Origin of the sequence: Longimicrobium sp. (genome assembly GCF_035474595.1) — a bacterium.
In the GTDB taxonomy this organism is placed as follows: Bacteria; Gemmatimonadota; Gemmatimonadetes; order Longimicrobiales; family Longimicrobiaceae; genus Longimicrobium.
In genome coordinates this window covers 1-21,876 of record NZ_DATIND010000064.1, presented here as the reverse complement: position 1 = coordinate 21,876, position 21,876 = coordinate 1, and the positions used below count along the sequence as shown (strand labels likewise).

The 21,876-nt window shown below is 70.3% G+C and carries 22 protein-coding genes; 4 read left to right on the top strand and 18 right to left on the bottom strand.

The features are described from left to right. Nucleotides 1-175: 175 nt before the first annotated feature. On the top strand, nucleotides 176-553 hold the full coding sequence (locus tag VLK66_RS11215; RefSeq protein WP_325309502.1) for a hypothetical protein: 378 nt from the start codon (nucleotides 176-178) through the stop codon (nucleotides 551-553). 236 nt (nucleotides 554-789) lie between these two features. Here the strand turns inward: VLK66_RS11215 and VLK66_RS11210 are convergent, their stop codons facing one another. Next, entirely contained in the window at nucleotides 790-1,542 is a 753-nt protein-coding gene (locus VLK66_RS11210) for an AAA family ATPase (protein WP_325309501.1), read from the bottom strand. 7 nt (nucleotides 1,543-1,549) lie between these two features. Further along, on the bottom strand, nucleotides 1,550-1,849 hold the full coding sequence (locus VLK66_RS11205) for a YciI family protein (protein WP_325309500.1): 300 nt from the start codon (nucleotides 1,847-1,849) through the stop codon (nucleotides 1,550-1,552). Between the two features lie 128 nt (nucleotides 1,850-1,977). Between VLK66_RS11205 and VLK66_RS11200 the strand changes: the two genes are divergently transcribed. Further along, entirely contained in the window at nucleotides 1,978-3,015 is a 1,038-nt protein-coding gene (locus tag VLK66_RS11200; RefSeq protein WP_325309499.1) for a serine hydrolase domain-containing protein, read from the top strand. Between the two features lie 264 nt (nucleotides 3,016-3,279). Here the strand turns inward: VLK66_RS11200 and VLK66_RS11195 are convergent, their stop codons facing one another. The 8 genes from VLK66_RS11195 to VLK66_RS11160 all read right to left on the bottom strand — a co-directional run bounded on the left by VLK66_RS11195 (nucleotide 3,280) and on the right by VLK66_RS11160 (nucleotide 9,008). Continuing rightward, complete coding sequence (locus VLK66_RS11195) at nucleotides 3,280-3,411, bottom strand: hypothetical protein (protein ID WP_325309498.1); 132 nt, start codon at nucleotides 3,409-3,411, stop codon at nucleotides 3,280-3,282. Between the two features lie 77 nt (nucleotides 3,412-3,488). Next, the gene (locus VLK66_RS11190) at nucleotides 3,489-4,295 is read right to left on the bottom strand and encodes a 3'(2'),5'-bisphosphate nucleotidase CysQ (protein ID WP_325309497.1); all 807 of its coding nucleotides are present in this window, start codon (nucleotides 4,293-4,295) and stop codon (nucleotides 3,489-3,491) included. Continuing rightward, nucleotides 4,295-4,696 (bottom strand): type II toxin-antitoxin system VapC family toxin, encoded by a 402-nt coding sequence (locus tag VLK66_RS11185; RefSeq protein WP_325309496.1) that lies wholly within the window; start codon nucleotides 4,694-4,696, stop codon nucleotides 4,295-4,297. Before VLK66_RS11185 ends, VLK66_RS11190 begins: the two co-directional genes overlap by 1 nt. Further along, entirely contained in the window at nucleotides 4,693-4,935 is a 243-nt protein-coding gene (locus VLK66_RS11180) for a FitA-like ribbon-helix-helix domain-containing protein (RefSeq protein ID WP_325309495.1), read from the bottom strand. Before VLK66_RS11180 ends, VLK66_RS11185 begins: the two co-directional genes overlap by 4 nt. Before the next feature lie 103 nt (nucleotides 4,936-5,038). Beyond that, nucleotides 5,039-6,097, bottom strand: a complete 1,059-nt coding sequence (locus tag VLK66_RS11175; RefSeq protein WP_325309494.1) for an HD-GYP domain-containing protein — start codon at nucleotides 6,095-6,097, stop codon at nucleotides 5,039-5,041. Next, entirely contained in the window at nucleotides 6,094-6,768 is a 675-nt protein-coding gene (locus VLK66_RS11170) for a hypothetical protein (RefSeq protein WP_325309493.1), read from the bottom strand. Before VLK66_RS11170 ends, VLK66_RS11175 begins: the two co-directional genes overlap by 4 nt. Nucleotides 6,769-6,809: 41 nt before the next feature. Next, nucleotides 6,810-7,265, bottom strand: coding sequence for a hypothetical protein (locus tag VLK66_RS11165; RefSeq protein ID WP_325309492.1), 456 nt, complete (start codon nucleotides 7,263-7,265; stop codon nucleotides 6,810-6,812). Between the two features lie 228 nt (nucleotides 7,266-7,493). Next, the gene (locus tag VLK66_RS11160; RefSeq protein WP_325309491.1) at nucleotides 7,494-9,008 is read right to left on the bottom strand and encodes an ATP-binding protein; all 1,515 of its coding nucleotides are present in this window, start codon (nucleotides 9,006-9,008) and stop codon (nucleotides 7,494-7,496) included. Nucleotides 9,009-9,242: 234 nt separating this feature from the next. Between VLK66_RS11160 and VLK66_RS11155 the strand changes: the two genes are divergently transcribed. After that, the gene (locus tag VLK66_RS11155) at nucleotides 9,243-9,545 is read left to right on the top strand and encodes a hypothetical protein (RefSeq protein WP_325309490.1); all 303 of its coding nucleotides are present in this window, start codon (nucleotides 9,243-9,245) and stop codon (nucleotides 9,543-9,545) included. 667 nt (nucleotides 9,546-10,212) lie between these two features. After that, nucleotides 10,213-11,418, top strand: coding sequence for a cytochrome P450 (locus VLK66_RS11150; protein WP_325309489.1), 1,206 nt, complete (start codon nucleotides 10,213-10,215; stop codon nucleotides 11,416-11,418). 258 nt (nucleotides 11,419-11,676) lie between these two features. On the opposite strand, the gene VLK66_RS11145 is transcribed toward VLK66_RS11150, so the two are convergent. The 8 genes from VLK66_RS11145 to nuoK all read right to left on the bottom strand — a co-directional run bounded on the left by VLK66_RS11145 (nucleotide 11,677) and on the right by nuoK (nucleotide 21,745). Beyond that, the gene (locus VLK66_RS11145; protein WP_325309488.1) at nucleotides 11,677-12,660 is read right to left on the bottom strand and encodes an electron transfer flavoprotein subunit alpha/FixB family protein; all 984 of its coding nucleotides are present in this window, start codon (nucleotides 12,658-12,660) and stop codon (nucleotides 11,677-11,679) included. 122 nt (nucleotides 12,661-12,782) lie between these two features. After that, nucleotides 12,783-13,535 carry an electron transfer flavoprotein subunit beta/FixA family protein gene (locus tag VLK66_RS11140; RefSeq protein ID WP_349260500.1) on the bottom strand — a complete coding sequence of 251 codons (753 nt, stop codon included), beginning with the start codon at nucleotides 13,533-13,535 and terminating at the stop codon, nucleotides 12,783-12,785. 527 nt (nucleotides 13,536-14,062) lie between these two features. Further along, nucleotides 14,063-14,410, bottom strand: coding sequence for a hypothetical protein (locus VLK66_RS11135; protein ID WP_325309486.1), 348 nt, complete (start codon nucleotides 14,408-14,410; stop codon nucleotides 14,063-14,065). Nucleotides 14,411-14,548: 138 nt separating this feature from the next. Then, entirely contained in the window at nucleotides 14,549-15,670 is a 1,122-nt protein-coding gene (locus VLK66_RS11130) for an alpha/beta hydrolase (RefSeq protein WP_325309485.1), read from the bottom strand. 138 nt (nucleotides 15,671-15,808) lie between these two features. Continuing rightward, complete coding sequence (locus VLK66_RS11125; protein ID WP_325309484.1) at nucleotides 15,809-17,374, bottom strand: NADH-quinone oxidoreductase subunit N; 1,566 nt, start codon at nucleotides 17,372-17,374, stop codon at nucleotides 15,809-15,811. Further along, nucleotides 17,371-18,981, bottom strand: coding sequence for an NADH-quinone oxidoreductase subunit M (locus VLK66_RS11120; RefSeq protein WP_325309483.1), 1,611 nt, complete (start codon nucleotides 18,979-18,981; stop codon nucleotides 17,371-17,373). The genes VLK66_RS11125 and VLK66_RS11120 overlap by 4 nt, the downstream gene beginning before the upstream one ends. Before the next feature lie 17 nt (nucleotides 18,982-18,998). After that, nucleotides 18,999-21,431: an NADH-quinone oxidoreductase subunit L gene (nuoL, locus tag VLK66_RS11115; protein ID WP_325309482.1), complete on the bottom strand. Its 2,433-nt coding sequence runs from the start codon at nucleotides 21,429-21,431 to the stop codon at nucleotides 18,999-19,001. Between the two features lie 8 nt (nucleotides 21,432-21,439). Next, a complete protein-coding gene (nuoK, locus tag VLK66_RS11110) occupies nucleotides 21,440-21,745 on the bottom strand; it encodes an NADH-quinone oxidoreductase subunit NuoK (protein ID WP_325309481.1) in 306 nt (101 codons plus the stop codon). Between the last annotated feature and the right edge of the window lie 131 nt (nucleotides 21,746-21,876).

The window sequence follows — 21,876 nt, the reverse complement described above, 5'->3', positions numbered from 1 at the left end:
GCCCCGCGTCTACCGCCGCCGCCCCGCTCCAGCGAGAGGTGGACGGTCCGGCGGCGGGCGCGAATCGCCACGCGCTTGCAGAAGGCAGCCCGGACCGCTAGTCTGCCCAGTGTAAGCGAATCGTTCGTAGACGTGGTAGACGGGCCGGAGAGGCTCCGGCGGCGGCGGTGTGCCCATGACGGCGCGCCGCCCGGTTCCGCTGGAGATCGTCCGGCAGGCGCTCCGGTCCGCGGTGGACCGCGACGGCCTGCGCCCGGTCGCGCGTGCCGTGGGGATGACGCCCACCGGCCTCTCCAAGGCGCTGGACACCTCCATCTCGCCGCGCGCCAGCACGCAGACCAAGATGCGCGACTGGTACGTGCGCCACAGCCGCGGCATCGGCCCGAACACGTACAGCGCCCGCATCGCGCTGGAGATGATGCTGGAAGGCATTCCCGAGCCGCAGCGCTCGGAGGGAATCGCGGTGATGCTGCAGGTGGTGGAGAAGATCTACCGCTCGGCCGGCATGCAGCCGCCCGAATGGCTCCGCAAGCTGCTGGAATCCGATTCGTAGATCCCCGGGACGCGCCGAAACATCCCCACTCCGAACTGAAGTCCGCGAAGGCGGCGCGAAGGCGGACTGCGTGCCGTCGTAGCCGCGACTTCAGTCGCATTTTTCCCCCGACATCGATCCGAATCCTCCTCGACCTCTCCCAATCCTTCTCAATCTTTCCCTCGCTTCCTATTCCTCTTCGAATCTTCGCTCTCCCCTACCCTTTCCTCCGCCCCCGCGCGGCGGATGCGCAGCTCTCACCCCTCCTCGTTCAGCAGCACGCGCAGGCTGAGCTGGCGGTTCTGCAGGAAGTCGCGGTACACCTGGTAGTGCTCCGTCTCCTCGTACTCCGTGCGGCGCACGCCCTGGTCGTCGAACTGGTAGATCCACGCGTCGGGGTACGCCAGCACGATGGGCGAGTGCGTGGCGATGACGAACTGCGCGCCGCTGCGCACGTGCTGGTGCAGCAGCGAGAGGAAGCTCATCTGGCGGATGGGGCTGAGCGCGGCCTCGGGCTCGTCCATCAGCACCAGCATCCCGCCGTGCAGCTTGTGCTGGAAGATGGCCAGGAAGCTCTCGCCGTGCGACTGCTCGTGCAGCGAGCGCCCGCCGAAGTAGTCGATCGTCTTCTTCGGCAGCGCCCTCGCCCAGTCCTCGCGGTCCACCCGCTCGATCTCGGTGGCCAGGTTGAACACGCTCTCGGCGCGCAGGAAGAATCCGTAGCGCAGGCGCGACGGGCGCGGCTCCAGGTACTCGTTCAGCTCCGAATGGCTGGCGCGCGAGGAAAAGTCCAGCTCGCCCAGCGAGCCGCCCTCGGCGTTGAAGCCGAGCGACACGGCCAGCGCCTCGAGCAGCGTGCTCTTGCCGCTGCCGTTCTCGCCCACGAAGTAGGTCACGCGGGGGTGCAGCTCCAGCCGGTCCAGCCCGCGCACCGCCGCGAGCGAGAAGGGGTAGCGCTCGAACGACGGCACCCGCTCGCGCCGCAGCCGCACTTCGGCAAGGTGGGCCACGGCGGGGTCAGCTGCCGGCGCCGTCGAGGAAGGGCTGGAAGCGGGGATCGTTCTTCGTGGGGGTGAAGCGGACCAGCTCGTAGTCGGCCACCTTCTCGGTGAAGTACGGGTCGTCCACGATCATCTTCATCGCCTCGACCTCGTTCGGCACGTTGGCGAAGATGACGCCCCCGGTCTGCGGTTCGCGCGGCCCGCTGACGATCAGCTTTCCCTGCGCGTACAGGCCGTCCAGGTAGGCGCGGTGGGCGGGGCGGACGCGCTCGATCTCCTCGATGGGCTTGATGTACTTCAGCAGCAGCACGAACATGGCTCCCTTTCGGCGTCGGTGTGGGTCTGCCGGGGAGTGTAGCCGGAGGTGCGGGAGTGCGAAAGTGCGTGAGTGCGGAGGGATGGCGATGGGGAGATCGTTTCTCGCTGGACGGAAGAGTTGACGAGATGCATGGATGGATCGAAGCCGCGTCGCGGGCGATGGAGGAGCACGCGGGGCCGGACGGTGCGTCAGCCGCCGCGGTCGCGGTGCTGGCAGGCGGTGCGATGGAGACTGCGGTCGTCTCGCGCCCGGGCGTGTCGCCGGCGTTCTCTGCCGACGCGCGGTTCCTCGTGTACAGCCTCACCAAGTCTTTCATCGCCGCGGCGGCACTCCGGCTGGTCGCGGCCGGCGAGCTGGAGCTGGATGCGCCAGCTGGACGATGGATTCCCGCGGTGCCGCTGCCGGATTCGGTCACGCTCCGGCACCTGCTGCAGCACACGAGCGGGTTGGGAGACTACGGCGCGCTGCCGGAATACCACGCGGCCGTGCGTCGGGGATCGAAGCCGTGGAGCGACGCCGAATTCCTGCGCCGCACCGGCAGTTGCGTGCCCCTCTTCGCGCCCGGCACCTCGTGGGCGTACTCGAACGTGGGATACATGCTCGTCCGCCGCGTGCTCGAGGCGGCGCGGTCCGCCACCCTCGCGCGGGTCCTCGATGCCGAGGTGCTCCAGCCGCTCGGGCTGCGCCGCACCTCCGTCGTGGAGCATGCGGCCGAGCTGGACGGGCTGGCATTCGGGCCGAGCCGCTATCTCGGAGATGGCGAGCCCGTGCCGGTGGCAGGCCGGTACGACCCCGCGTGGATCGCGACGGGCGTGGTGGCCTCGACCGCGGAGGAGGTCGCGCGCTTCTACCACGCGCTCCTTGGGGACGATTTCCTTCCGCCGGCACTCGCGGCGGAGATGCGGAAGCCGGTCGTGCTCGGGCCGGTGCCCGGACGTCCGGTGGCGCGGGCGGGCTACGGGCTGGGCCTCCAGGTCGACATCGGCGCCGTCCCCGGCCCCGTGTACGGCCACACCGGCGCGGGTCCCGGCGCCTCCGCGAGCGCATGCCACCTGCGCGACGGCCCCGCACCCGTCACCGTAGTCGCGCTCTCGAACGGCGAGGACGTGCCGCAGGTGGAGTGGATGGCGACGGAAGCGCTCAACGCAGTATCTCGGTGTTGAGCGCCGATGCCGCGGATGAGCGGATCAGCCTCGCGCAGTTTGCGAGGCTTCCCGTGGTTGTTGCTGCGGCTTCAGCCGCCGGTGACGAAGCTGAGGCCGACTCCACAATCCGTCCCCGCACAATGACCTGCAGGCTGAAGCATCTATCGCCGGGGAGCACGTGATTCGGGGAAAGCACGAAAGCCGCCCCGCCGGTTGTCACGGCGGAACGGCTATGGGAGATGGAGATTGGAGATCGAATCCAACCGCACCGACGATGCCCCACTATCCGGCGTCCGAGCCGCTTCCGAGGAGACGCCCCGCGAGCCGTACGCCGCCTTCGATCAGCCGCCCAACGCCATCGATCAGCTCCAGCAGCTCGAACAACGCGCCGACCAGCTCCAGGATCTCGAACATCGCCACCTCTCGCGAAAAAACCCCGTGTGGCCCTGCTCAGGATTACGCGGGTGTGGCGGCGGCGGTTTCGCGGCGGGTCAGCGGTCCGGCAGGTGGGACGGGTTCATCGCGAGAACGGCGTCGTGCAGCAGCCCGTTGCTGGCCACGACGCCGCGCCATGCGGGGTCCGGCTGGTTGTAGCGGAAGGGCTCGCCGGTGGGCCCACTGACGCGGCCTCCCGCCTCGACGACGATCACCGCGGCGCCGGCCACGTCCCACTCGTTCTTGGGCCCGGACGAGACGAAGACGTCGGCGGTGCCATCGGCCACCTTCGCCATCTTGTACGCCGTGCTCCCGAGCGGCGACACCCGCCACGGCGCGGTGAAGTGGGCCAGCTCGCCGCGCCGGATCTCCCAGCGCGAGCCGATGAGCGTGCGCATCTCCGCCCGCTCGTCCGTCGTGGAAACGCGGATCGGCGCGCCGTTCAGGAACGCGCCGCCGCCCGCCGCGGCGTGGTACAGTTCGTCGGTCGCAGGGTTGAAGACGAGGCCGATCACGGGCGCGCCGCGGTCCACCAGCGCCACGCTGATCCCGAACTCCGCGATCCCCTGCACGAACGAGTTGGTCCCGTCGATGGGATCGACCACCCAGAGCCGCTCCTTCGCCAGCCGCGCGGGCGAGTCCTTCGTCTCCTCCGAGAGCCAGCCGTACTCCGGCCGCGCGCCCAGCAGCATCTCGTGGAGAATGCGGTCCGCCTCCAGGTCCGCGTCGGTCACCGGCTGGTCGGGCCCCTTGTAGCGCACCTCCTGCCCGCTCCGGAACGCCGGCAGGATCGCCTCCCCCGCCGCCCGGATCGCGCGGATGGCAAGGTCCAGGTCGGCGTCGTACTCCGAGACGTTCCGCATCAGCTCGCGAACCCGGTCAAGCTCATCGCGACCTGGGGAAACGCGGCGAGTACCTTCCGATCGGCGGTAACGAGCGTGCGGCCGGTTTCCTGGGCCACGATCACGAATTCACAATCGTAGGGAGAAACACCGGAGGCGGCCGAGAGCGCCAGAACGCCCGCCGATTCGACATTGTATTCTCGCCCGCCCAGCAGGGTTTCGGCATTCTCCATCGCCCGCATCGCCCGGTCGAGCGTGAATCCTCCCGACCGGATTTGAAGCCACAGGACGTTCCGGAACTCGCTTCGCCACAGGGCCGGCGCGCACCATTCCGGGTCTTTCCGAAAGACGGCCTCGGCGTCGGCCGTGAAAACACTGGGAATGAAGAGATACGCGATCAGATTCGTGTCAGCGACAATCACGGCCGTCCCTCGGCGATGGCCTTCTCGATCATCTCCGGTGTGAGCGGCGTGCCGTGCATTTCTTCGCGATCACGGCGGATCCGCGCGAGGAACGCCTCGGGATCGATACGCGCGGGTCCCAGAGACTTCTCCAGCGCAACGAGTGCCTCGCTGTTCAGGCTGCGCCGATGCATCTGCGCGCGAACTCGAAGGCGCTCGAGCAATTCGTCGGGTACACCCTTCAAGGTGAGCGTGGCCATGGAACCTCTGAATGGTTGCGAAATGGAACCAAAATGGAAATATAAAGCTGCCCGCACGGAGGTCAATCCGGCACGCGTGTTCAGTCGCACGACAGGGGTGCACTTATGACGACGCCGCGGCCGGGGTGCGCTCGGGGAGGACGGGGGTGGCGGGGTCCTGCGGGAAGCCGCGCTCGGCGGCGCGGATGAAGGCTTCGACCACCTGGGGATCGAACTGCGTCCCCGCGCAGGCGCGCAGCTCGGTGAAGGCGGCCTCGTCGCTGGCGGCGCCGCGGTAGGGGCGGGCGGTCACGATGGCGTCGTAGCAGTCCACCACCGCCACGATGCGCCCGTGCAGCGAGATGGCCTCGCCGCTCAGGCCGGCGGGGTAGCCCGCGCCGTTCCACCACTCCTGGTGGTGCAGCACCGCGGGCAGCCCCGGGCGCAGGAACGAGCTGCTGGCCATCACCCGCGCGCCGATCTCGGGATGGCGCTTCATCTCGTCGTACTCGCCCGGCGTCAGCGCGCCCGGCTTGCGCAGGATGGCGTCGCTCACCCCGATCTTCCCCACGTCGTGCAGCAGCGCGCCGATCCAGAGCGCCCGCAGCTCGTCGCCCCGCAGCCCCAGCTCGGCGCCGGTCGCCGCGGCGTAGCGGGCCACACGCTCCACGTGGCCGCCGGTGTAGTCGTCGCGCGTGTCGATGGCCGTCGCCAGCGAGCGCAGGGCGTCCACCAGCAGGCTCTCGATCTGCCGCGCCTGCTCGCCCACGCGGTCCTCCAGGTGCTGCTGGTAGCCGCGGTTCTCGCGCACCAGGCGGCGGTGCTCCAGCGCGCGCGCGCACGCCAGCAGCACCTCGTCCACGTTGAAGGGCTTCACCAGGTAGTCGTCGGCCTGCAGCCGCAGCGCCTGCACGGCGTTCTCCACCGTTCCCGCGCCGGTGAGGATGATGAACGCCGCGGTGTCGTCCACCGCCTTCACGCGGCGCAGCAGCTCCAGCCCCGTCATCGCCGGCATCTGCAGGTCGCTGAGGACCAGGTCGGCGCCGCCGTCCTCGAAGATGGCCAGCGCCTCGGCGCCGTCGCCCGCCTCGCGCACGTCGTAGGCGGCCAAGATCAGGCGCAGCGCCTTGCGGATGGCCGCGTCGTCGTCGGCCACCAGGATGCGCGCTGGAGGAGCCGTCACCGGGCCGCTCCGTCCGCGGCGCCCGGCTCCACGCGGAAATCGCGCACCACCAGCAGGCACTCGTGCGACGTCCGCACCCCCGCGATCCCGCGCACCGACAGCTCGGCCGAGGGCACGCGCGCCATCTCGGCGCCGTTCACGCGGAAGACGGTCACGCTGTCCGTCACCGCCACCTCCAGCTCGTTGGGGCGCCCCTGCTCGTCCACGTCGCGGCGGATGACGGGGTTCTGCGTCCAGTCGCGCACCACCGGGGTCTCCAGCCCCTGCCGCCGCTTCACCAGGAAGCTCCCGTCCCCTCGGACCAGGAGGTAGCTGTACACCTGGCCGGACTCGGGCCCCTGCAGCCCGCTGCCGCCGAACAGGATCCCGTATCCCTCGTGCAGCCGACCGCGGTGCTTGGTGAAGGTGGCGCGGATGGTGTACGGCGGCGCCAGCTCCTGCGCGCTCGCGGGCCAGAGGATGGTGTGCGGCCCCGTCTCGATCACCATCGAATCGCCCGCCCCCGTCAGCGCCTCGCCCGCCAGCGGGTTGGAGCTCCACGCCGGCACGGCGGCCCGCGCCGGCCCCGCATCCGCCCGCGCGGGCGGCGCCGGCGGCGCGTCCTTGGTGTGGCACGCGGAGGTCCCCGCCATCGCCGCGCCCAACGCGAGCAGGCGGCGGACGCGCGCCATCGCCCCGGATCGTACTCCCGTGCTCCCGTGCTTCCGTACTCTCATGGCGCCAGCGCGTGGCGGAGTGCATCCATCGGCAGGTCCTTCAGCTTGATCTCCAGCGGCACCACGTACTCGGCGCCCGTCTGCGTGCGCAGGTGGAAGGTGTCCACCAGGTGCACGGGAATGTCCTGGCGCAGCGGGACGCTGGCGTGTACGGGGATGGTGACCACCCGGTTTCCGAAGGGCGTGTTGAACGGGACCCGCACGTCGGTGTTGATGGGGAGCGAGGTGCGCAGGTTGATCACGTAGCGCTGGTCGATGGGGATGTCGAAGCTGACCGGCGTGCCCGCGGGGATGCGGACCGTGTACTTGATGGCGGCGTCGGAGTTCCGCAGGCGCTCGGCCACTCGGTCCAGCGCGGGCGCCAGCGTCCGCTCGGGCCGGCTGAGCCTGTGCAGCAGCACGCCGTTGATGGCGAGCGACACGAGGGCGATCGCCAGCGCGGCGGGCGCCATCCAGGGTGCACGGAGAGCGGAGGTGTTCGCCAATCTGCGTCGGGTCCGAAGGGCGTGCCGGGCGGGCGTGGGTCGGCGGAAGATAAGCAGCCGGCGTCGCTTGCGCGAGCCGGACGCCCTGCCGGAGACGGTGGACGCGCCTGCCTGCAATCACATTTGCATGCAGTTACGATTGCAAGCAAGGACTAGCGACTCGCCGCCCGGCGCGAGTTTCGCTTCCGGCGTTCTTTATCCAGAGCCGTCCGGAACGGGAGGCGCGTACACGTCCTCAATCGTCCAGAGGATCACGGGATGCGCACTCGCTCCCGCCTCCTCCCGGAACGCCGCGCTGAAGCCGCCGGCAGCGACATAGAAGATCGGCGCCTCCGGCTCAAGCGCCGAGTGCGCCCACGCGCGCCCTGCTTCCGCCGCCCGGCGGAGCATCTCCAGATGCCCGTGGTGCACGCCCGCACCGATGGGAGCGGCGTCCCACTTCACGGCGCCGGTCATCACGCGCCCATCGGTCAGCGGAGCGACGATGTCGACCTCCAGCGACCGCCGCCCCCGGTCCACCCCCTCCCACTGTCCCCATCGCTCTACCATGGCCAGTCCCATGCCCGGTGACCGGCGGTCATACGCCTGGGTGGCGATGCGCTCGAACTCCAGGCCCATGTAGGCGTCCAGGTGCGGCGCGACGGCCGTCTCCCACACCTGCGCGGCCGGGTAGCGTTCCAGAACCGAGGCATTCGGCGCCACGAAGCGGTGGTAGAATCGAAACGCCGCGTCGGCAATGGAATAGCGTACCGCCTGGTTCGGCTTCGCGTCGATGTTGCGCCGCTCCTCCAGGTATCCAAGCTCGACCAGCGTTGCCAGCTTCGCACGCAGGCCGTGGTCGTTCGCCAGCCCCGCACGCTGGGCGACCTCGTTGCGCTCGGTGCACCCGTCCGCCACCGCGCGCAGGATCGCACGGTACCTGGACACCTCACGCAGTCCCTCTTCCTGGTCAAGCGCGGTTTCCACCAGCAGGCGCACCTCGCCACGCGGAGAAAGCAGCTGGTCCGCGGCGTTCTCTCCAACCGTGCGCGCCGGGTCCACCGCCGCGAGGTAACGCGGCGTGCCGCCGAACACTCCGTAGAGCAGCGCACGGTCGCGCGGACGTGCGAACGGCGCGAGCTCGGCCGCGTGCCAGTACGTGAACGGCTGAAGCTTCTGGTGCCACGCGAACCGCCCGTACAGGGGCGCGCCGCCACCGGCCAGCGCTTCCATCGTCGCCACTGCCGAGCCGGCCAGGACGATCAGGAACGGGAGGCGTGGCTTTCCCCGTTCGACCTGCTCCCATACCGCGTTCAGCTCGGATGCGACCGCGGCAACTCCCCGGTCGCCGTCCGCGAGGTACTGGAACTCGTCAAGGACGACCACGGTGGGGCGCACCGGATCACCCGCCGCGCGTCTCTCGGCTACGTCCGCCATGAGCCGGAAGACCGTGCGCCAAGTGGGGTACTCCTCGATTCGCACCGCCCCGCCCGACCATGCCGCGAGGTCGGTAATCAGCTGCTGCCGGTTCAACTCCGGCGTGGTCTGCGCCGCCGTGTACAGGAACAGCTCTTCGGGCGGGAAGACGTGGGAGAGGAGGTACGTCTTTCCCACCCTCCGCCGCCCCGTCAGCAGCGCGAGCGCGGGCCGTCCACGGCGGAGCAGAGACGAGAGCTCGTCACGTTCACGCTCGCGGTCTACCAGAAGCGGCGGAAAGGTATCTGAATCCATGCTTGCAATCGTAATTGCATGCAAACGTAATTGCAAGCAACCATGTTTGGGAGTAGTGATAAGGTGCTCACATAAGCCAATGACTGCGAAGTGTTTCCTTGTCCCCTTCTGATGCCGCAGGCACATTGCGAAAGCGTCGCCCGCCGGCCGCGCCGCAACTCTCGGCGCCGTGCCGCACACGCCATGGGCGCGCCGCCCGCCGGGCTCCGTACACGCGGTCCACGGGGAGGCATCATGGGCAAGATCAGGCTGGCGCTCGAGTCCCTCGCAGTCGAGTCGTTCGCAACCATGCCGCGGGAAGGCACCGCCGGCACCGTGCACGCCAACCAGTTCGAGAGCCTGCGCTCGTGCGGGGTGACCTGTGACGACACCTGCATCCAGACCTGCGCGAACACCTGCCTGAACACGTGCGGCACCTGCAACGCGTCGTGCTACAACACCTGCGCCGTGTCGTGCCTCGGCACCTGCCAGACTGCGTGCGGCGGGTGCGGCTACGTCTCGCAGCCGCCGGCCTTCTACAGCTGCAGGTTCTGCTGAGCGGCGGCCACGCTGGCCATGGGACAGACGAACGGAGGGCGCCGGCCTCGCAACCGGCGCCCTCCGCGCGTCTGCTCCCTGCAACTCGCGATCAGGGGCTATGGCCCGCGGAAACCGGTGCTCTACGGAACTCGACCTTGAACACCGTCTCGGATTTCTCATCGCCCGTGAAGAACCGAATCAGCATCGCGGCGATAAGCGTTGCCAGAATCGCGATCCCGAGCTCTCTCCAGAAGCTGCGTCCCCGCATCACCACTGCCTCCTTTCGGTGACCGAAGACGAGAATCCCCGCCTCCGGAGCCGGGAAGCGGGGTCATGGACACACGCCTCCCAGCATCATGAGCTTGCTGGGAGGCCCGAGGCGTCGACTCGGAAAACCGCAGACCTCTATGTCACCGAACCTTCGAGTTAAGCGCCACGCTGCCGAGCCGACCTTCCCCGTTGGGAACCGCGGGGAAACAGCGCTTCAGGCGCATAGTTACAGAGATGGCTCAAGCCATCTGCCCCTGATATTTGCAGGAAACAGGCCAGAGCAGGACAGGTTCAGGCGCGCGACTGCTGCCCCATCCCCCACCGCGCGCAGAGCTGCGCAACCCCGCGGCGCGACGGCGCGTAGGGCCGCGGGACGATCGCTCCACGCCACTTGCCCCCGAACCCCCGCGCTCCCATGCCGTTCCGGATCGACCTCGCCAGCCCGTCGTTCAAGGCCGATCCCTACCCGGCCTACGCGCGGCTGCGCGACGAGGCGCCATGCCACCGGGTGCGGCTCGGCTGGCGGCGAGCGGCCTGGCTCGTCTCGCGCTACGCAGACGTCGCCGCGCTGCTGCGCGACGGGCGCTTCGCCAAGGATCCGTCCCGCGTCCGCGGCCCCGGCGGGCGGGGCGGCGGGCCGTGGCTGCCGCCGTTCCTGCGCCCGCTGACGCGCAACATGCTGGACCTGGACGCGCCGGACCACACGCGCCTGCGCGCGCTCGTGCAGAAGTCGTTCACCCCGCGCCTGGTGGACGGGCTCAGGCCGCGGATCGAGAAGCTGGTGGACGAACTGCTGGACGCGGCGCTGCGCGATCGCCCCGGCGAGCTGGTGCGGCAACTCGCGCTTCCGCTCCCGCTCACCATCATCGCCGAGCTGCTGGGCGTTCCCGCGGAGGACCGTGCGCGCTTCCACGCCTGGTCCAGCCGCATCGTCTCGGGGACGCCGGACATCCGGGCCATCGCGGTGCTCCCCGCGGTCCGCGCGCTCTTCCGGTATCTCCGCACGCTGTTCGCCGCGCGCCGCGCCGAGCCGCGCGACGACCTGGTGAGCGCGCTGGTGCACGCCGAGGCGGAAGGCGACCGGCTGAGCGAGGACGAGCTGCTGGGGATGGTCTTCCTCCTCCTGGCCGCAGGCCACGAGACCACGGTGAACCTGATCGCCGGCGGCGTCCTCGCGCTGCTGCAGAACCGCACGGAGCGCGAGCGGCTCCGCCACGATCCGGAGCTGGCGCGCCCGGCGGTGGAGGAGCTGATCCGCTTCACCAGCCCGGTCGAGCTGGCGACGGAGCGGTACGCGCGGGAAGAGGTGGAGATCGCGGGAGTCCGCGTCCGGCGCGGCGAGCTGGTGCTGGGAGCGATCGGCTCGGCCAACCGCGATTCCGCACAGTTCCCCGACCCCGACGTGCTGGCCCTGTCGCGCGAGCCCAACCGCCACCTGGGCTTCGGCATCGGCGCGCACTACTGCCTGGGTGCCCCGCTGGCGCGGCTCGAGGCGCAGATCGCCCTCCCGGCGCTCCTGACGCGCGCGCCGCAGCTGCGTCTCGCCGTCCTCGCGGACACCCTGCGCTGGCGGCGGCACGTGTTCCTCCGCGGCCTGCGCGAACTGCCCGTGGTCTTCTGATCTCGACGAACCCAGAGCGCTTCCTCGACCTTCTCAACAGAGGGCATCACGCGGAGGAAACGGAGGACTGGAAACGCGCGGAGATGGCGGGGAGCCACCTCCTCCCGGAACGGGAGGGATCGCGCCCTCCGGCGCGGGGGGAGGGCGCGAGGCGGCGGAGACGCGGTGAAATCCGTCCGGGGAAAATGCGCGGAGGGCGCCGGCCTCGCAGCCGGCGCCCTCAGCGCGCGTCTCCCGACGATCCGAGGCGTTGCCGCCTCAGCTCATCAGCTTCTTCACCTCTTCCGTCATGCGTGGGAGGATCTGGAACAGGTCGCCCACGATCCCGTAGTCGGCCACCTTGAAGATCGGCGCCTCGGGGTCCTTGTTGATGGCCACGATGTAGCGGCTGGTGCGCATCCCGGCCAGGTGCTGGATGGCTCCACTGATGCCGACGGCGATGTAGAGCGTGGGCGCCACCGTCTTCCCCGTCTGCCCCACCTGGTCGCCGTGTGGCCGCCACCCGGCGTCCACCACCGCGCGCGACGCGCCGACCGCGGCGCGCCCGCCGAACGCCTCGGCCAGCTCCTCCAGCAGCTTGAAGTTGGCCGGGTCCTGCAGCCCGCGCCCGCCGCTGATCACGATCGGCGCCTCCGACACGTCCAGCTTCTCCCCCGCGGCGGCCTTGATCTCCTTCACCACCGCACCGAAGTCGGCCGAGCCGAGATCGACGTTCAGCGTCTCGACGGAGCCTGCCTTCGCGTTCTCCGCCGCCTGGAACGAGTTGGGGCGCACCGAGATCACCGCCGGCTTCGACGTGACCGCCGCCCTGCTGAACACCTTGCCGGCGTAGCGCGGCCGGGTGACGGTGATGGTGGCGCCCTCGGCGTCCAGCGCCGTGGCGTCGCTCAGGTACTCCACCCCCAGGCGCGCGGCCACCCGCGGCGCCAGGTCCTTCCCCAGCGCGCTGGCGGGGAAGAGCGCCGCGTCGCACCCGTGCTCCCGGATGAAGTTCACGATCACGGTCGTGAACCCCTCGGGCGAGTACCGGTCGAAGGCGCCGGACTCGCCCACGAACACCTTGTCGGCGCCGTACTTCCCCAGCTCGGCGGCGGCGGCCTGCAGGCCGGAGCCGCCCAGCGCCACCGCGTGCACCTCGGTGCCGGCGGCGTCGGCCAGCTTCCGGGCCGCCGTCACCACCTCCTGCGCCACCTTGCGCAGCTCGCCGTCTCGCGACTCCGCGAACGCAAAAATGCCTGGCATATGGATCTGCCTCTGTCTTTTAGGGGACAGGGGACAGGGAACAGGGGACAGGGAACCGCGGGGAGGGAGCCTCTCGCAGGCCGTCCCTGTCCCCTGTCCCCTGTAACCCGTCCCTCAGTCCCCTAGATCACTTTGGCTTCCTGGCGCAGCAGGCGCAGCAGCTCCGGCACCGCGTCGGGGCCCTCGCCCACGATGCGGCCGGCCTGGCGCTCGGGCGGATACGAGAGCGCCGCAGGCGCCGCGGGCGCGTCCACCTGGGCGGGCTTCTCTTCCAGCGGCTTCTTCTTGGCCGCCATGATCCCCTTCAGCGACGCGTAGCGCGGCTCGTACGCGCCCTTGGTGAGGGTGATCGCGCAGGGCATGCGCAGCTCCACCACCTCGGCGCCGCCCTCGATCTCGCGGTGCGCCGTCACCTTGCCGTCGGCGATGGAGAACTCGGTCACGGCGCTGGCGACGGGGATCCCCAGCAGCTCGGCCACCATGGGGCCCACCGCCTGCAGGTCGTCGTCGATGGCCTTCATCCCGAACAGCACCAGGTCGTACTCGCGCCCCTGGATGCCGGCGGCCAGCGCCTTCGCGGCGGCGAGGCCCTCGGGGGTGCGGTCGGCCTTCAGCAGCACGGCGCTGTCGGCGCCCATGGCCAGCGCGGTGCGCAGCGTCTCGGCGCTCGCGGCGTCGCCCACGCTCATCACCGTCACCTCGCCCTGCCCCGCGGCCTCCTTGTGCTTCAGCGCCGCCTCGACGGCGAACTCGTCGTACGGGTTCAGCACGAACTTCACGCCCGACGGGTCGATGCTGCTCCCGTCGCCGGCAATGCGAATGCGCGCCTCGGTGTCCGGGACGCGCTTTACGCACACGATGCTCTTCACGCGCATCTCCCTGGTTCGGATTGGTGCAACCGGCGCCCGCCGGGGCTCCGGAGCCGGGAATTCTAGCGCCCGCGAAGAATCGTGCAAGGCTCGAACGAGCGTTCGGCAACGGATTTAGCCCAATCTGCAACCGCCGGGTGCGGGCGTGTCCCTCCGCTGCGCTCCGGGCCGGGCTGCGCGCGCGGTAGGGCACGGTACGACTGTGCCCAACCGCGCCGGGCCCCCGCCGCGCCCCACATCCCGGCAATCCCCCAGCATCCCCGCGGGCGCGGCGGTTTCCCGGCCCTCCGGGCGCGCATCCCTCACGCAAGAATGCCGCGGAGTGAGCGGACCAGCCTCGCGCCGTTTGCGAGGCTTCCCGTAGTTGTTGCTGCGACTTCTTCAGTCGCCGGTGATCGGCTGCGCCCGGAACTTTCTTTCAGGCCGCCAGCTTCGGGGGCCTCAGAATGACGTCTGCGATGTAGCGCCATCAAGGAAAATCCCCCTCGCCCGGCGTTCGGGCGAGGGGGATCTGCGATCGTCGATGACGAGCGCTACGGCTTCGTCGCGGAGGCGGGCGGGGTGCCGGTGGTGGCGCCGGCGGCCTTCGTCGCGGTGTCGTTGTTCGCCGCGCCGGCGGGGGTGCTGTCCTGGCCACCCAGGTCCTCGATGTGGGTGGTGGTGTCCACCATCCCGGCGGCGGCGGCCTGCTCGGGCGTCAGCGCCTGCGCCTGCTGCTTCAGCTGCTCGTCGCTGACGCCGTCCATCGGCTGGTTGTTCGCGCTGTCGATCTGCACCGGCGGTCCGCTCGCCCGGTCGTCGTCGCCCCCGCGCTTGCACCCCCCGGCCACGACGGCGGCCAGCACCATCCCGCACCCGGCGATTCGTCCCGCTCTCGTCATCGCTCCACTCCTTCGGGGGGTCCGTCGTCGCTCCGCGCGGGTCGAATCCGCCGCGGAGGCAAGTTCATCGGCCTGCCGCACCCCGGCTGCCGGTCCAGCGCGGACCGGCCGGGTGCGGTATCCTTCCGAGCCCCAAACCTACTCCGCCGCGCGGCGCTGCCCCTCCTGCGCGTCCAGGAAGTCGCGGATGCGCGCCACCACCTCGCGGGCGCGCTCCCAGTGCGGCATGGCGCCGGTGGGGAGCGAAACCACGCTCACGTTGGCGCGCCCCTCCAGCTCCGGCACCCGCGTGTAGCTTTCCATCCGCCGGTTCTCCACGTTCCCGTGGATCACCAGCAGCGGCTGGCGCAGGCGCCGGTAGGTTTCCAGCGCCTCCTCGGGGAACATGCGCCCGCTCAGGAAGTCGTCCAGCGGGTGCGGCGCCCCCTCGGCCCGCGCCGTCTCCGAGGCGAAGTTCACGTACTCGTCCGGCACCCCGAAGTCGGGAGTGAACAGGTTCTCGCGCGCGAACCGGGTCAGCGCCTCGGGGGTCGTCAGCCGGTCGTAGAACGCCCGCTGCACGCCCGGCAGGGTGAACAGGAGTCGCGCCCACCCGCGTCCGATCTCGGCCGGCTCGTCGCCCAGCCCCGCGGGCTCGATGGCGACGAGCGAGCGCACCAGGTCCGGCCGCCGCCGCGCCACCTCGGCCGCGTACGTGGCGCCCAGCGACAGCCCGATCACATCCGCGCCCCCCGCCGGCCGCAGCACCCGCTCCAGGAAGTGCTCCAGCTGGTCTTCCAGCACGTCGGGCGTGTAGGCGATCTCGGGCCGGTCGCTGTGCCCGAAGCCGATCCACTCCAGCGCGTACACCGGGCGCTCGCGGTCGCGCAGGAAGGCGCGCGCCAGCGGCCGCATCTCGTGCGCGCTGGCCACGGCGTTGATGGAGTGCAGCAGCACCAGCGGCCGCCCGTGCCCCTCGCGGGCGTAGTAGGCGTAGTGCACGTCGCCCCAGGGCACGTAGTCCAGCCGCATCCCCAGCGCGTTGGGCAGCTCGGTCACCGGGCGGCGGCGGCCGCGCCCGGCGCCCAGCAGGTACACCGCGTAGGCGGCGGCCGCGGCCGCGCCCAGCCCGGCCGCCGCGCGCCGCGGCGTCACGCCGAACAGCCCGCGCCGCTTCGGCTCGTCCGCGGGGGCCTCGCCCCCGGGCTCCGCGGGGCGCTCCACGATCCGCGGGCGCTCGGCTTCGCCGCGTTCCTTCCCGTCCTCCTCAGGCCCGTCCATCTTGCGCGCTCCGGTGTCCGCCGCTCGTGACCCGCCGCCCTGCCGCGGGATGGTGTGCAATCGCCATGCGAAACGCAAGGCCCGGCGCGCCGGCGCCGGGCCCGTCACTCCCGTCTTCCCTCCGTCCTTCCCCCGCGGCTACAGCGTCCGCGGCACCCCGCCCGGCGCGTCCGCCGCCGGCGCTGCACCGGCCGCGGGCTGCTGCCACTCCGCCGGCCAGAGCGAGTTGGCGCTCCGCTCGGCCCACCGCAGCGGCCAGCCGCCCGCGAAGAAGAGGAGCACCACCAGCGCCGCCGCGACGCCCACCGCCGCCATCGCCGGCCCGGGGAGGCGCGCGGCGCGGTGCTCGCCGGCCACCCGCGCCGGCTGCATGTACATCACCACGATCACGCGCAGGTAGTAGAAGTAGCTGAGCAGCGAGGTCAGCACCAGCACCACCGCCAGCGGCGTCAGCCCGCTGGCGATGGCCGCGCGCAGGATGTACAGCTTCCCCAGGAACCCCGCGGTCAGCGGAAAGCCGGCCAGGGAGAGGAGGAAGATGGAGAACAAGCCGGCCAGCAGCGGCTTCTCGCGCGCGAACCCGGCCCAGTCCTCCAGCGACACCCGCTCCTCGCCGGTGGCCTCGCGCGAGTTGGCGATCAGGAGCGCGAACGCCCCCGCCGTCATCAGCGTGTAGACCAGGAGGTAGAAGAGGAACGCCGCCGCCCCGTCGGCCGAGTTGGAGAGGAGGGCGACCAGGAGGTAGCCGGCATGCGCGATCGACGAGTACGCCAGCATCCGCTTCAGGCTTCCCTCGGTCATCGCGATCAGGTTGGCGCCCGCCATGGTCACGATGGCGATCCAGAACCCGATCGCCTGCCAGTGCTCCGGCGCCCCGCCGAACCCGATCACGAACACGCGGATGAAGCTGGCGAACGCCGCCGCCTTCACCCCGGTGGACATCAGCGACGTCACCGGCGTGGGCGCGCCGTCGTAGGCGTCGGGCGTCCACATGTGGAAGGGCATGGCGGCCACCTTGAAGCCGAAGCCCACCATCAGCATGGCCATCCCCGCCAGCAGCATGGGCGACACCTCCACCGTGCGCCCCAGGATCAGCTGCCCCATCAGGGGGATGTCGGTGGTTCCCGTGGCCCCCCAGGTCAGCGCGATGCCGAAGAGGAAGAAGGCGCTGGAGAAGGCGCCCAGCAGGAAGTACTTCAGCGCCCCCTCCACGCTGCGCTCGTCCAGCCGGTCGAAGCCCACCAGGCAGTAGATGGGGATGGAAAGCAGCTCCAGGCCGATGAACACCATCAGCAGGTCGCGCGCGCCCGCCATCAGCAGCATCCCGGCGGTGCTGAACATCACCAGCGCCTGGAACTCGCCGCGGTTGATGCCGCGCCGGTCCAGGTACCCCTGCGCCATCAGCAGCGCCAGCGCCGCCGAGCCCAGGATCACCAGGTCGATGAACACGCGGAAGCGGTCCACCGACATCATGGCCGGCCCGGCGGTGGCGGTCACGTTCCACAGCGCCCCCGTGGCGACCGCCGTCACCACGATCCCCACCAGCGCCAGCCAGCCGATGGACGGGCGGCTGGCCTGGGAGCGGTTCCCCTTCTGCGCCACGTCCACGATCAGCACCAGCATGGCCCAGGCGCAGAGCACGATCTCCGGCAGCAGCGCCAGCGTGTAGCCGCCCGTGCGGGTCAGGTCGAGCACGGCGTTCATCGCGCGCCCTCCCCGCCGCCGAGCGCCACCCCGCCCGTCGCCTCGCCCTGCGGCGCGGCGAAGTCGGGAACCAGGCGGTTCTGGTGCACCGCGGTCAGCACCCCGGTGGCCGCCGGCTCCATCCGGTCCAGCACCGGCCTGGGGTAGAAGCCGATCCACAGGATCAGCGCCACCAGCGGAAGGAGAATGGCCAGCTCGCGGCCGTTCAGGTCCGGAATCAGGCGGTTGGCCGGGCGGTCCAGCCGGTTGAACACCAGCTTCTGCACCATCGGCAGCATGTAGTACGCGGCGAAGATCACCCCCGTCGCGGCGATCAGGGTGAAGACGGGGAAGCGCTCGAAGGCGCCCAGCAGCACCAGGAACTCGCTGGTGAAGCCGGCCGTGGTCGGCAGCCCGACCGACGCCATCCCCGCGAACACCAGCAGCGTGGCGAAGAGCGGGAGCGAGGCGGCCAGCCCGCCGAAATCGTCGATCTCGTAGCTGTGGCGCCGCTCGTACAGCATCCCCAGCAGGAAGAAGAGCATCGGCGTCGACAGACCGTGCCCGATCATCACCAGCAGCGCACCCTGCATCCCCTGCAGGTTGAAGGCGAAGATCCCCAGGATCACGAAGCCCAGGTGGGCCACGGAGGTGTAGGCGACCAGCCGCTTGGCGTTGGGCTGCACGGCGGCCACCATGGCCGTGTAGATGATGCCGATGAGCCCCAGGATCACCGCCGACCTCCCCGTGGCGTACCCGGCCGCCACGTTGGGAAAGAGCGGGAGCGCGAAGCGGATGAAGCCGTACGTTCCCATCTTCAGCAGCACCCCCGCCAGCACCACCGAGCCCGCCGTGGGCGCCTGCACGTGCGCGTGCGGGAGCCAGGTGTGGAAGGGGAAGATGGGCACCTTGATGGCGAAGGCCAGCGCGAACGCCAGGAACAGCAGCCGCTGCTGCCCCGCCGTCATGGGCACCTGCAGGAAGGCGAAGTAGCTGAAGCTGGGCTCGCCCGGGTGCAGGCCGGCGTAGTGCCAGTAGAGCCAGAGGATGGCCACCAGCATCAGCAGCGAGCCCACGGTGGTGAAGAGGAAGAACTTCACCGCCGCGTACACGCGCTCCTTGCCGCCCCAGATCCCGATCATGAAGTACATCGGGATCAGCATGATCTCCCAGAACACGTAGAACAGGAACATGTCCAGGGCCACGAACACGCCCACCACGCCCGCCGTCAGCGCGAGGAGGGAGGCGTAGAAGCCGCGCCTGCGGTCGCGGATGTAGGTCCACGAGCCGAGGACCATCAGCGGCAGCAGGAGCGTGGTCAGCAGCACCATGAACAGGCTGATCCCGTCCAGCCCCAGCTGGTAGTGGATCCCCCAGCTGCCGAGCCAGGGGGCGTCCACGCAGTTCTGGAACGCCGGGCCGCCGGCGGGGAACCCCTGCACGTCGCAGCGCGCGGCCGGCTGGAAGGTCCAGAAGAGCGGCACCGAGACCAGGAACTCGATGATCCCCACGCCCAGCGCGATCTCGCGCGCGTTCTCCTCGCCCGCCAGGAACACCGCCAGGGCGCCCGCCAGCGGGAAGAAGATCAGGAGGGTGAGGATCCAGTGGCTATGGTAGAAGGCTTCCACTTTTCGTCAGTCCGCGGTCACAGGGCCACGAAGGCGCCGAGCACGATCACCACGCCCACCACCAGCACGAAGGCGTAGGTGTTGAGCTGCCCCGTCTGGAGCCGCCCGAAGGCGATGCCGAACATCTGCGACAGACGCCCGAACAGGTCCACCGTCCAGTCGATCACGCCCATGTCGAAGCGCGCGAAGGCGCGCGACACCCCGCGCACCGGGCGCACGACCACGCGGTCGTAGAACTCGTCCACGTACCACTTGTTGTACAGCACGCGCTCGGCGGCGTTGTCGTACGCCGGCTGCGTGTCGGCCGTCCCCAGCCGCCTGCGCGCCAGCAGCACCCAGGCCACGGCCAGCCCGCCCAGGCCGATGGCGACGGCGAGGAGGATCGGCCACGCGGCGTGCCCCGGCTCGGGAAGGTTCCCCACGTTCTGCGCGATCACGTCGTCCGCCCCGGCCAGCGCGGGGTGCAGCCAGTGGTGCAGCGCCTCGCCCTGCCCGAAGTCGAACGCCTTCACCAGCGGCGTCCCGGTCTCCACGTTCAGCAGCCCGCCCACGGTCGCCAGCAGGCCCAGCACGATCAGGGGGAGCGAGAGCGTCCAGTCGCCCTCATGGAGATGCTTCCGCTCCTCGTCGCCGGTCCGGTTGGCGCCGAAGAAGGTGTAGATCATCATGCGGCCCATGTAGAAGGCCGTCATGAACGCGGCGATCGAGAGCGTGCCGCCGATGAACCCCATCCAGTAGCGCCCCTCGATCCCGAAGAGCGACGCCGTCGACAGGTGCGACGCGCCCTCGGCCCCCAGCCACGCCGCGCCGATGATCTCGTCCTTCGAGAAGAACCCGGCGAAGGGCGGCACCCCGGCGATGGCCAGCGTGGACACGCCCATGGTGATGAAGGTGATCGGCAGGTACTTCCTGAGTCCCCCCATGTTGCGCATGTCCTGCGCGTCGGCGGGGTTGTGCGTGCTGTGCAGCGCCGCGTGCATCGCGTGGATGACCGCGCCCGAGCCCAGGAAGAGGCAGGCCTTGAAGAAGGCGTGCGTCATCAGGTGGAACACGCCGGCCACGTACGCGCCCATCCCCACGGCGGCGAACATGAAGCCGAGCTGGCTCACCGTCGAATAGGCGAGCACCTTCTTGATGTCCCACTGCTTCAGGCCGATCGACGCCGCGAAGATCGCCGTCAGCGCGCCCACCAGGGCGACGACCAGCGAGGCCGAGGGCGCCATCGTGTAGATGACCGCCGAGCGGGCTACCAGGTACACGCCCGCCGTGACCATGGTGGCCGCGTGGATCAGCGCCGAGACGGGCGTGGGGCCGGCCATGGCGTCGGGGAGCCAGATGTAGAGCGGGATCTGCGCGCTCTTCCCCGCCGCGCCCAGGAAGAAGAAGAGGGCGATCCAGGTGATCACCACGCCGCCGTAGGGCAGCGCGTTGTGCAGCAGGTTCTCGTTCACCGTGGCGAAGTCCAGCGCCTTCACGTTCCAGAAGAGCAGGAACATGGCGATGAGGAAGCCGAAGTCGCCGATGCGGTTGACGATGAACGCCTTCTTCCCCGCGTCGGCGTTGGCCTTCTCGGTGAACCAGAAGCCGATCAGCAGGTACGAGCACAGGCCCACGCCCTCCCAGCCCACGAACATCACGGGGTACGACGAGCCCAGCACCAGGATCAGCATGAAGAACACGAAGAGGTTCAGGTACGCCATGTAGCGCGGGTACCCGGGGTCCTCCTTCATGTAGCCGATGGAGAAGATGTGGATCAGCGACCCCACGCCGGTGATGACCAGCGTCATCAGCATGGAGAGCGGATCGAGCTGCAGCGCCGCGTTCACCTGCAGCGAGCCGGCGGGGATCCAGCTCCACAGCTGGTGGATGGCCGTGCGGTGCGCTTCGTCCGCCCCCCGCATGGCCAGGAAGTTCAGCACGGCGACCACGAACGAGCCGATCAGCACCCCCGGCGCGATGAGCGACGGCAGGGTGTGCGTGAACGGCCTGGGCCCCGCGGGCCCGTGGTCGTGCGCGTCGTGCCCGTGCGCGTCGTGCGGGTGGACGAGGGTGTCGTCCGCGTCGTGGACCGCGTGCCCGTGCGCGCCGTGGACGAGGGTGACGTCCGCGTCGTGCATCTCCGCGTGCGCGGCGTCGACGGGGTGGGCGATGGCGCCGGAGTCGTGCGACTCCTGCTCGCTCGGCATCCCCGCGCCCACGGCGACGGGGGCGGGCACCGGCGCATGCGTGACGGCCACGCCGTGGTCGTCGTGCGCGTGGTCGTAGTGCGGGTCGCCCACCGGCGGCAGCCTGGGCAGCGCGCGCCGCGCGGCGGTGACCGAGAGCAGTCCGTTCAGCACGAACCCGAGCAGCGGGAGCGCGACGATCAGCCAGGGGAGCACCGGCGTGAAGCCGCTGCCGCCGGTAGCTGCCGCCGTGGCGCCGTGCGCCGCTTCCTGAAGAAGGAGCATCGTGTGCCCTACCACCTGAGCAGGCTGAAGTTCTTCACGTCCATGCTCTCGCGATGGCGGAAGACGGCGATCATGATCGCCAGCCCCACGGCCGCCTCGGCGGCCGCGACGGCGATCACGAAGAAGACGATGACCTGGCCCTTCACCCCGGCGTAGGGGCTGAGCGCCACGAACGCCAGGTTCACGGCGTTCAGCATCAGCTCCACGCACATGAAGAGCACGATGGCGTTGCGCCGCACCACCACCCCGGCCACGCCGATGGCGAAGAGGATGGCGGAGAGGCCCAGCGAATAGGCCAACGGGATCTCGTTCATCCGGCTTCAGACCTTCCGCTTGGCGAGGACGACGGCGCCGACCCCCGAGACCAGCAGGAGGATGGCGGTGGCCTGGAGCGGCACGATGTAGTCGGTGTAGAGCGGGATCCCGATGAGCCCCACCACGCCGC

Bases quoted from the DNA above. Each gene is read 5' to 3' on its own strand.
- VLK66_RS11215 (WP_325309502.1), top strand. From the start codon at position 176: ATGACGGCGCGCCGCCCGGTTCCGCTGGAGATCGTCCGGCAGGCGCTC.
- VLK66_RS11205 (WP_325309500.1), bottom strand. From the start codon at position 1,849: ATGTTCGTGCTGCTGCTGAAGTACATCAAGCCCATCGAGGAGATCGAG.
- VLK66_RS11200 (WP_325309499.1), top strand. From the start codon at position 1,978: ATGCATGGATGGATCGAAGCCGCGTCGCGGGCGATGGAGGAGCACGCG.
- VLK66_RS11195 (WP_325309498.1), bottom strand. From the start codon at position 3,411: ATGTTCGAGATCCTGGAGCTGGTCGGCGCGTTGTTCGAGCTGCTGGAG.
- VLK66_RS11190 (WP_325309497.1), bottom strand. From the start codon at position 4,295: ATGCGGAACGTCTCGGAGTACGACGCCGACCTGGACCTTGCCATCCGC.
- VLK66_RS11180 (WP_325309495.1), bottom strand. From the start codon at position 4,935: ATGGCCACGCTCACCTTGAAGGGTGTACCCGACGAATTGCTCGAGCGC.
- VLK66_RS11170 (WP_325309493.1), bottom strand. From the start codon at position 6,768: ATGGCGCGCGTCCGCCGCCTGCTCGCGTTGGGCGCGGCGATGGCGGGG.
- VLK66_RS11165 (WP_325309492.1), bottom strand. From the start codon at position 7,265: ATGGCGCCCGCCGCGCTGGCGATCGCCCTCGTGTCGCTCGCCATCAAC.
- VLK66_RS11160 (WP_325309491.1), bottom strand. From the start codon at position 9,008: ATGGATTCAGATACCTTTCCGCCGCTTCTGGTAGACCGCGAGCGTGAA.
- VLK66_RS11155 (WP_325309490.1), top strand. From the start codon at position 9,243: ATGGGCAAGATCAGGCTGGCGCTCGAGTCCCTCGCAGTCGAGTCGTTC.
- VLK66_RS11150 (WP_325309489.1), top strand. From the start codon at position 10,213: ATGCCGTTCCGGATCGACCTCGCCAGCCCGTCGTTCAAGGCCGATCCC.
- VLK66_RS11145 (WP_325309488.1), bottom strand. From the start codon at position 12,660: ATGCCAGGCATTTTTGCGTTCGCGGAGTCGCGAGACGGCGAGCTGCGC.
- VLK66_RS11140 (WP_349260500.1), bottom strand. From the start codon at position 13,535: ATGCGCGTGAAGAGCATCGTGTGCGTAAAGCGCGTCCCGGACACCGAG.
- VLK66_RS11135 (WP_325309486.1), bottom strand. From the start codon at position 14,410: ATGACGAGAGCGGGACGAATCGCCGGGTGCGGGATGGTGCTGGCCGCC.
- VLK66_RS11130 (WP_325309485.1), bottom strand. From the start codon at position 15,670: ATGGACGGGCCTGAGGAGGACGGGAAGGAACGCGGCGAAGCCGAGCGC.
- VLK66_RS11125 (WP_325309484.1), bottom strand. From the start codon at position 17,374: ATGAACGCCGTGCTCGACCTGACCCGCACGGGCGGCTACACGCTGGCG.
- nuoL (WP_325309482.1), bottom strand. From the start codon at position 21,431: ATGCTCCTTCTTCAGGAAGCGGCGCACGGCGCCACGGCGGCAGCTACC.
- nuoK (WP_325309481.1), bottom strand. From the start codon at position 21,745: ATGAACGAGATCCCGTTGGCCTATTCGCTGGGCCTCTCCGCCATCCTC.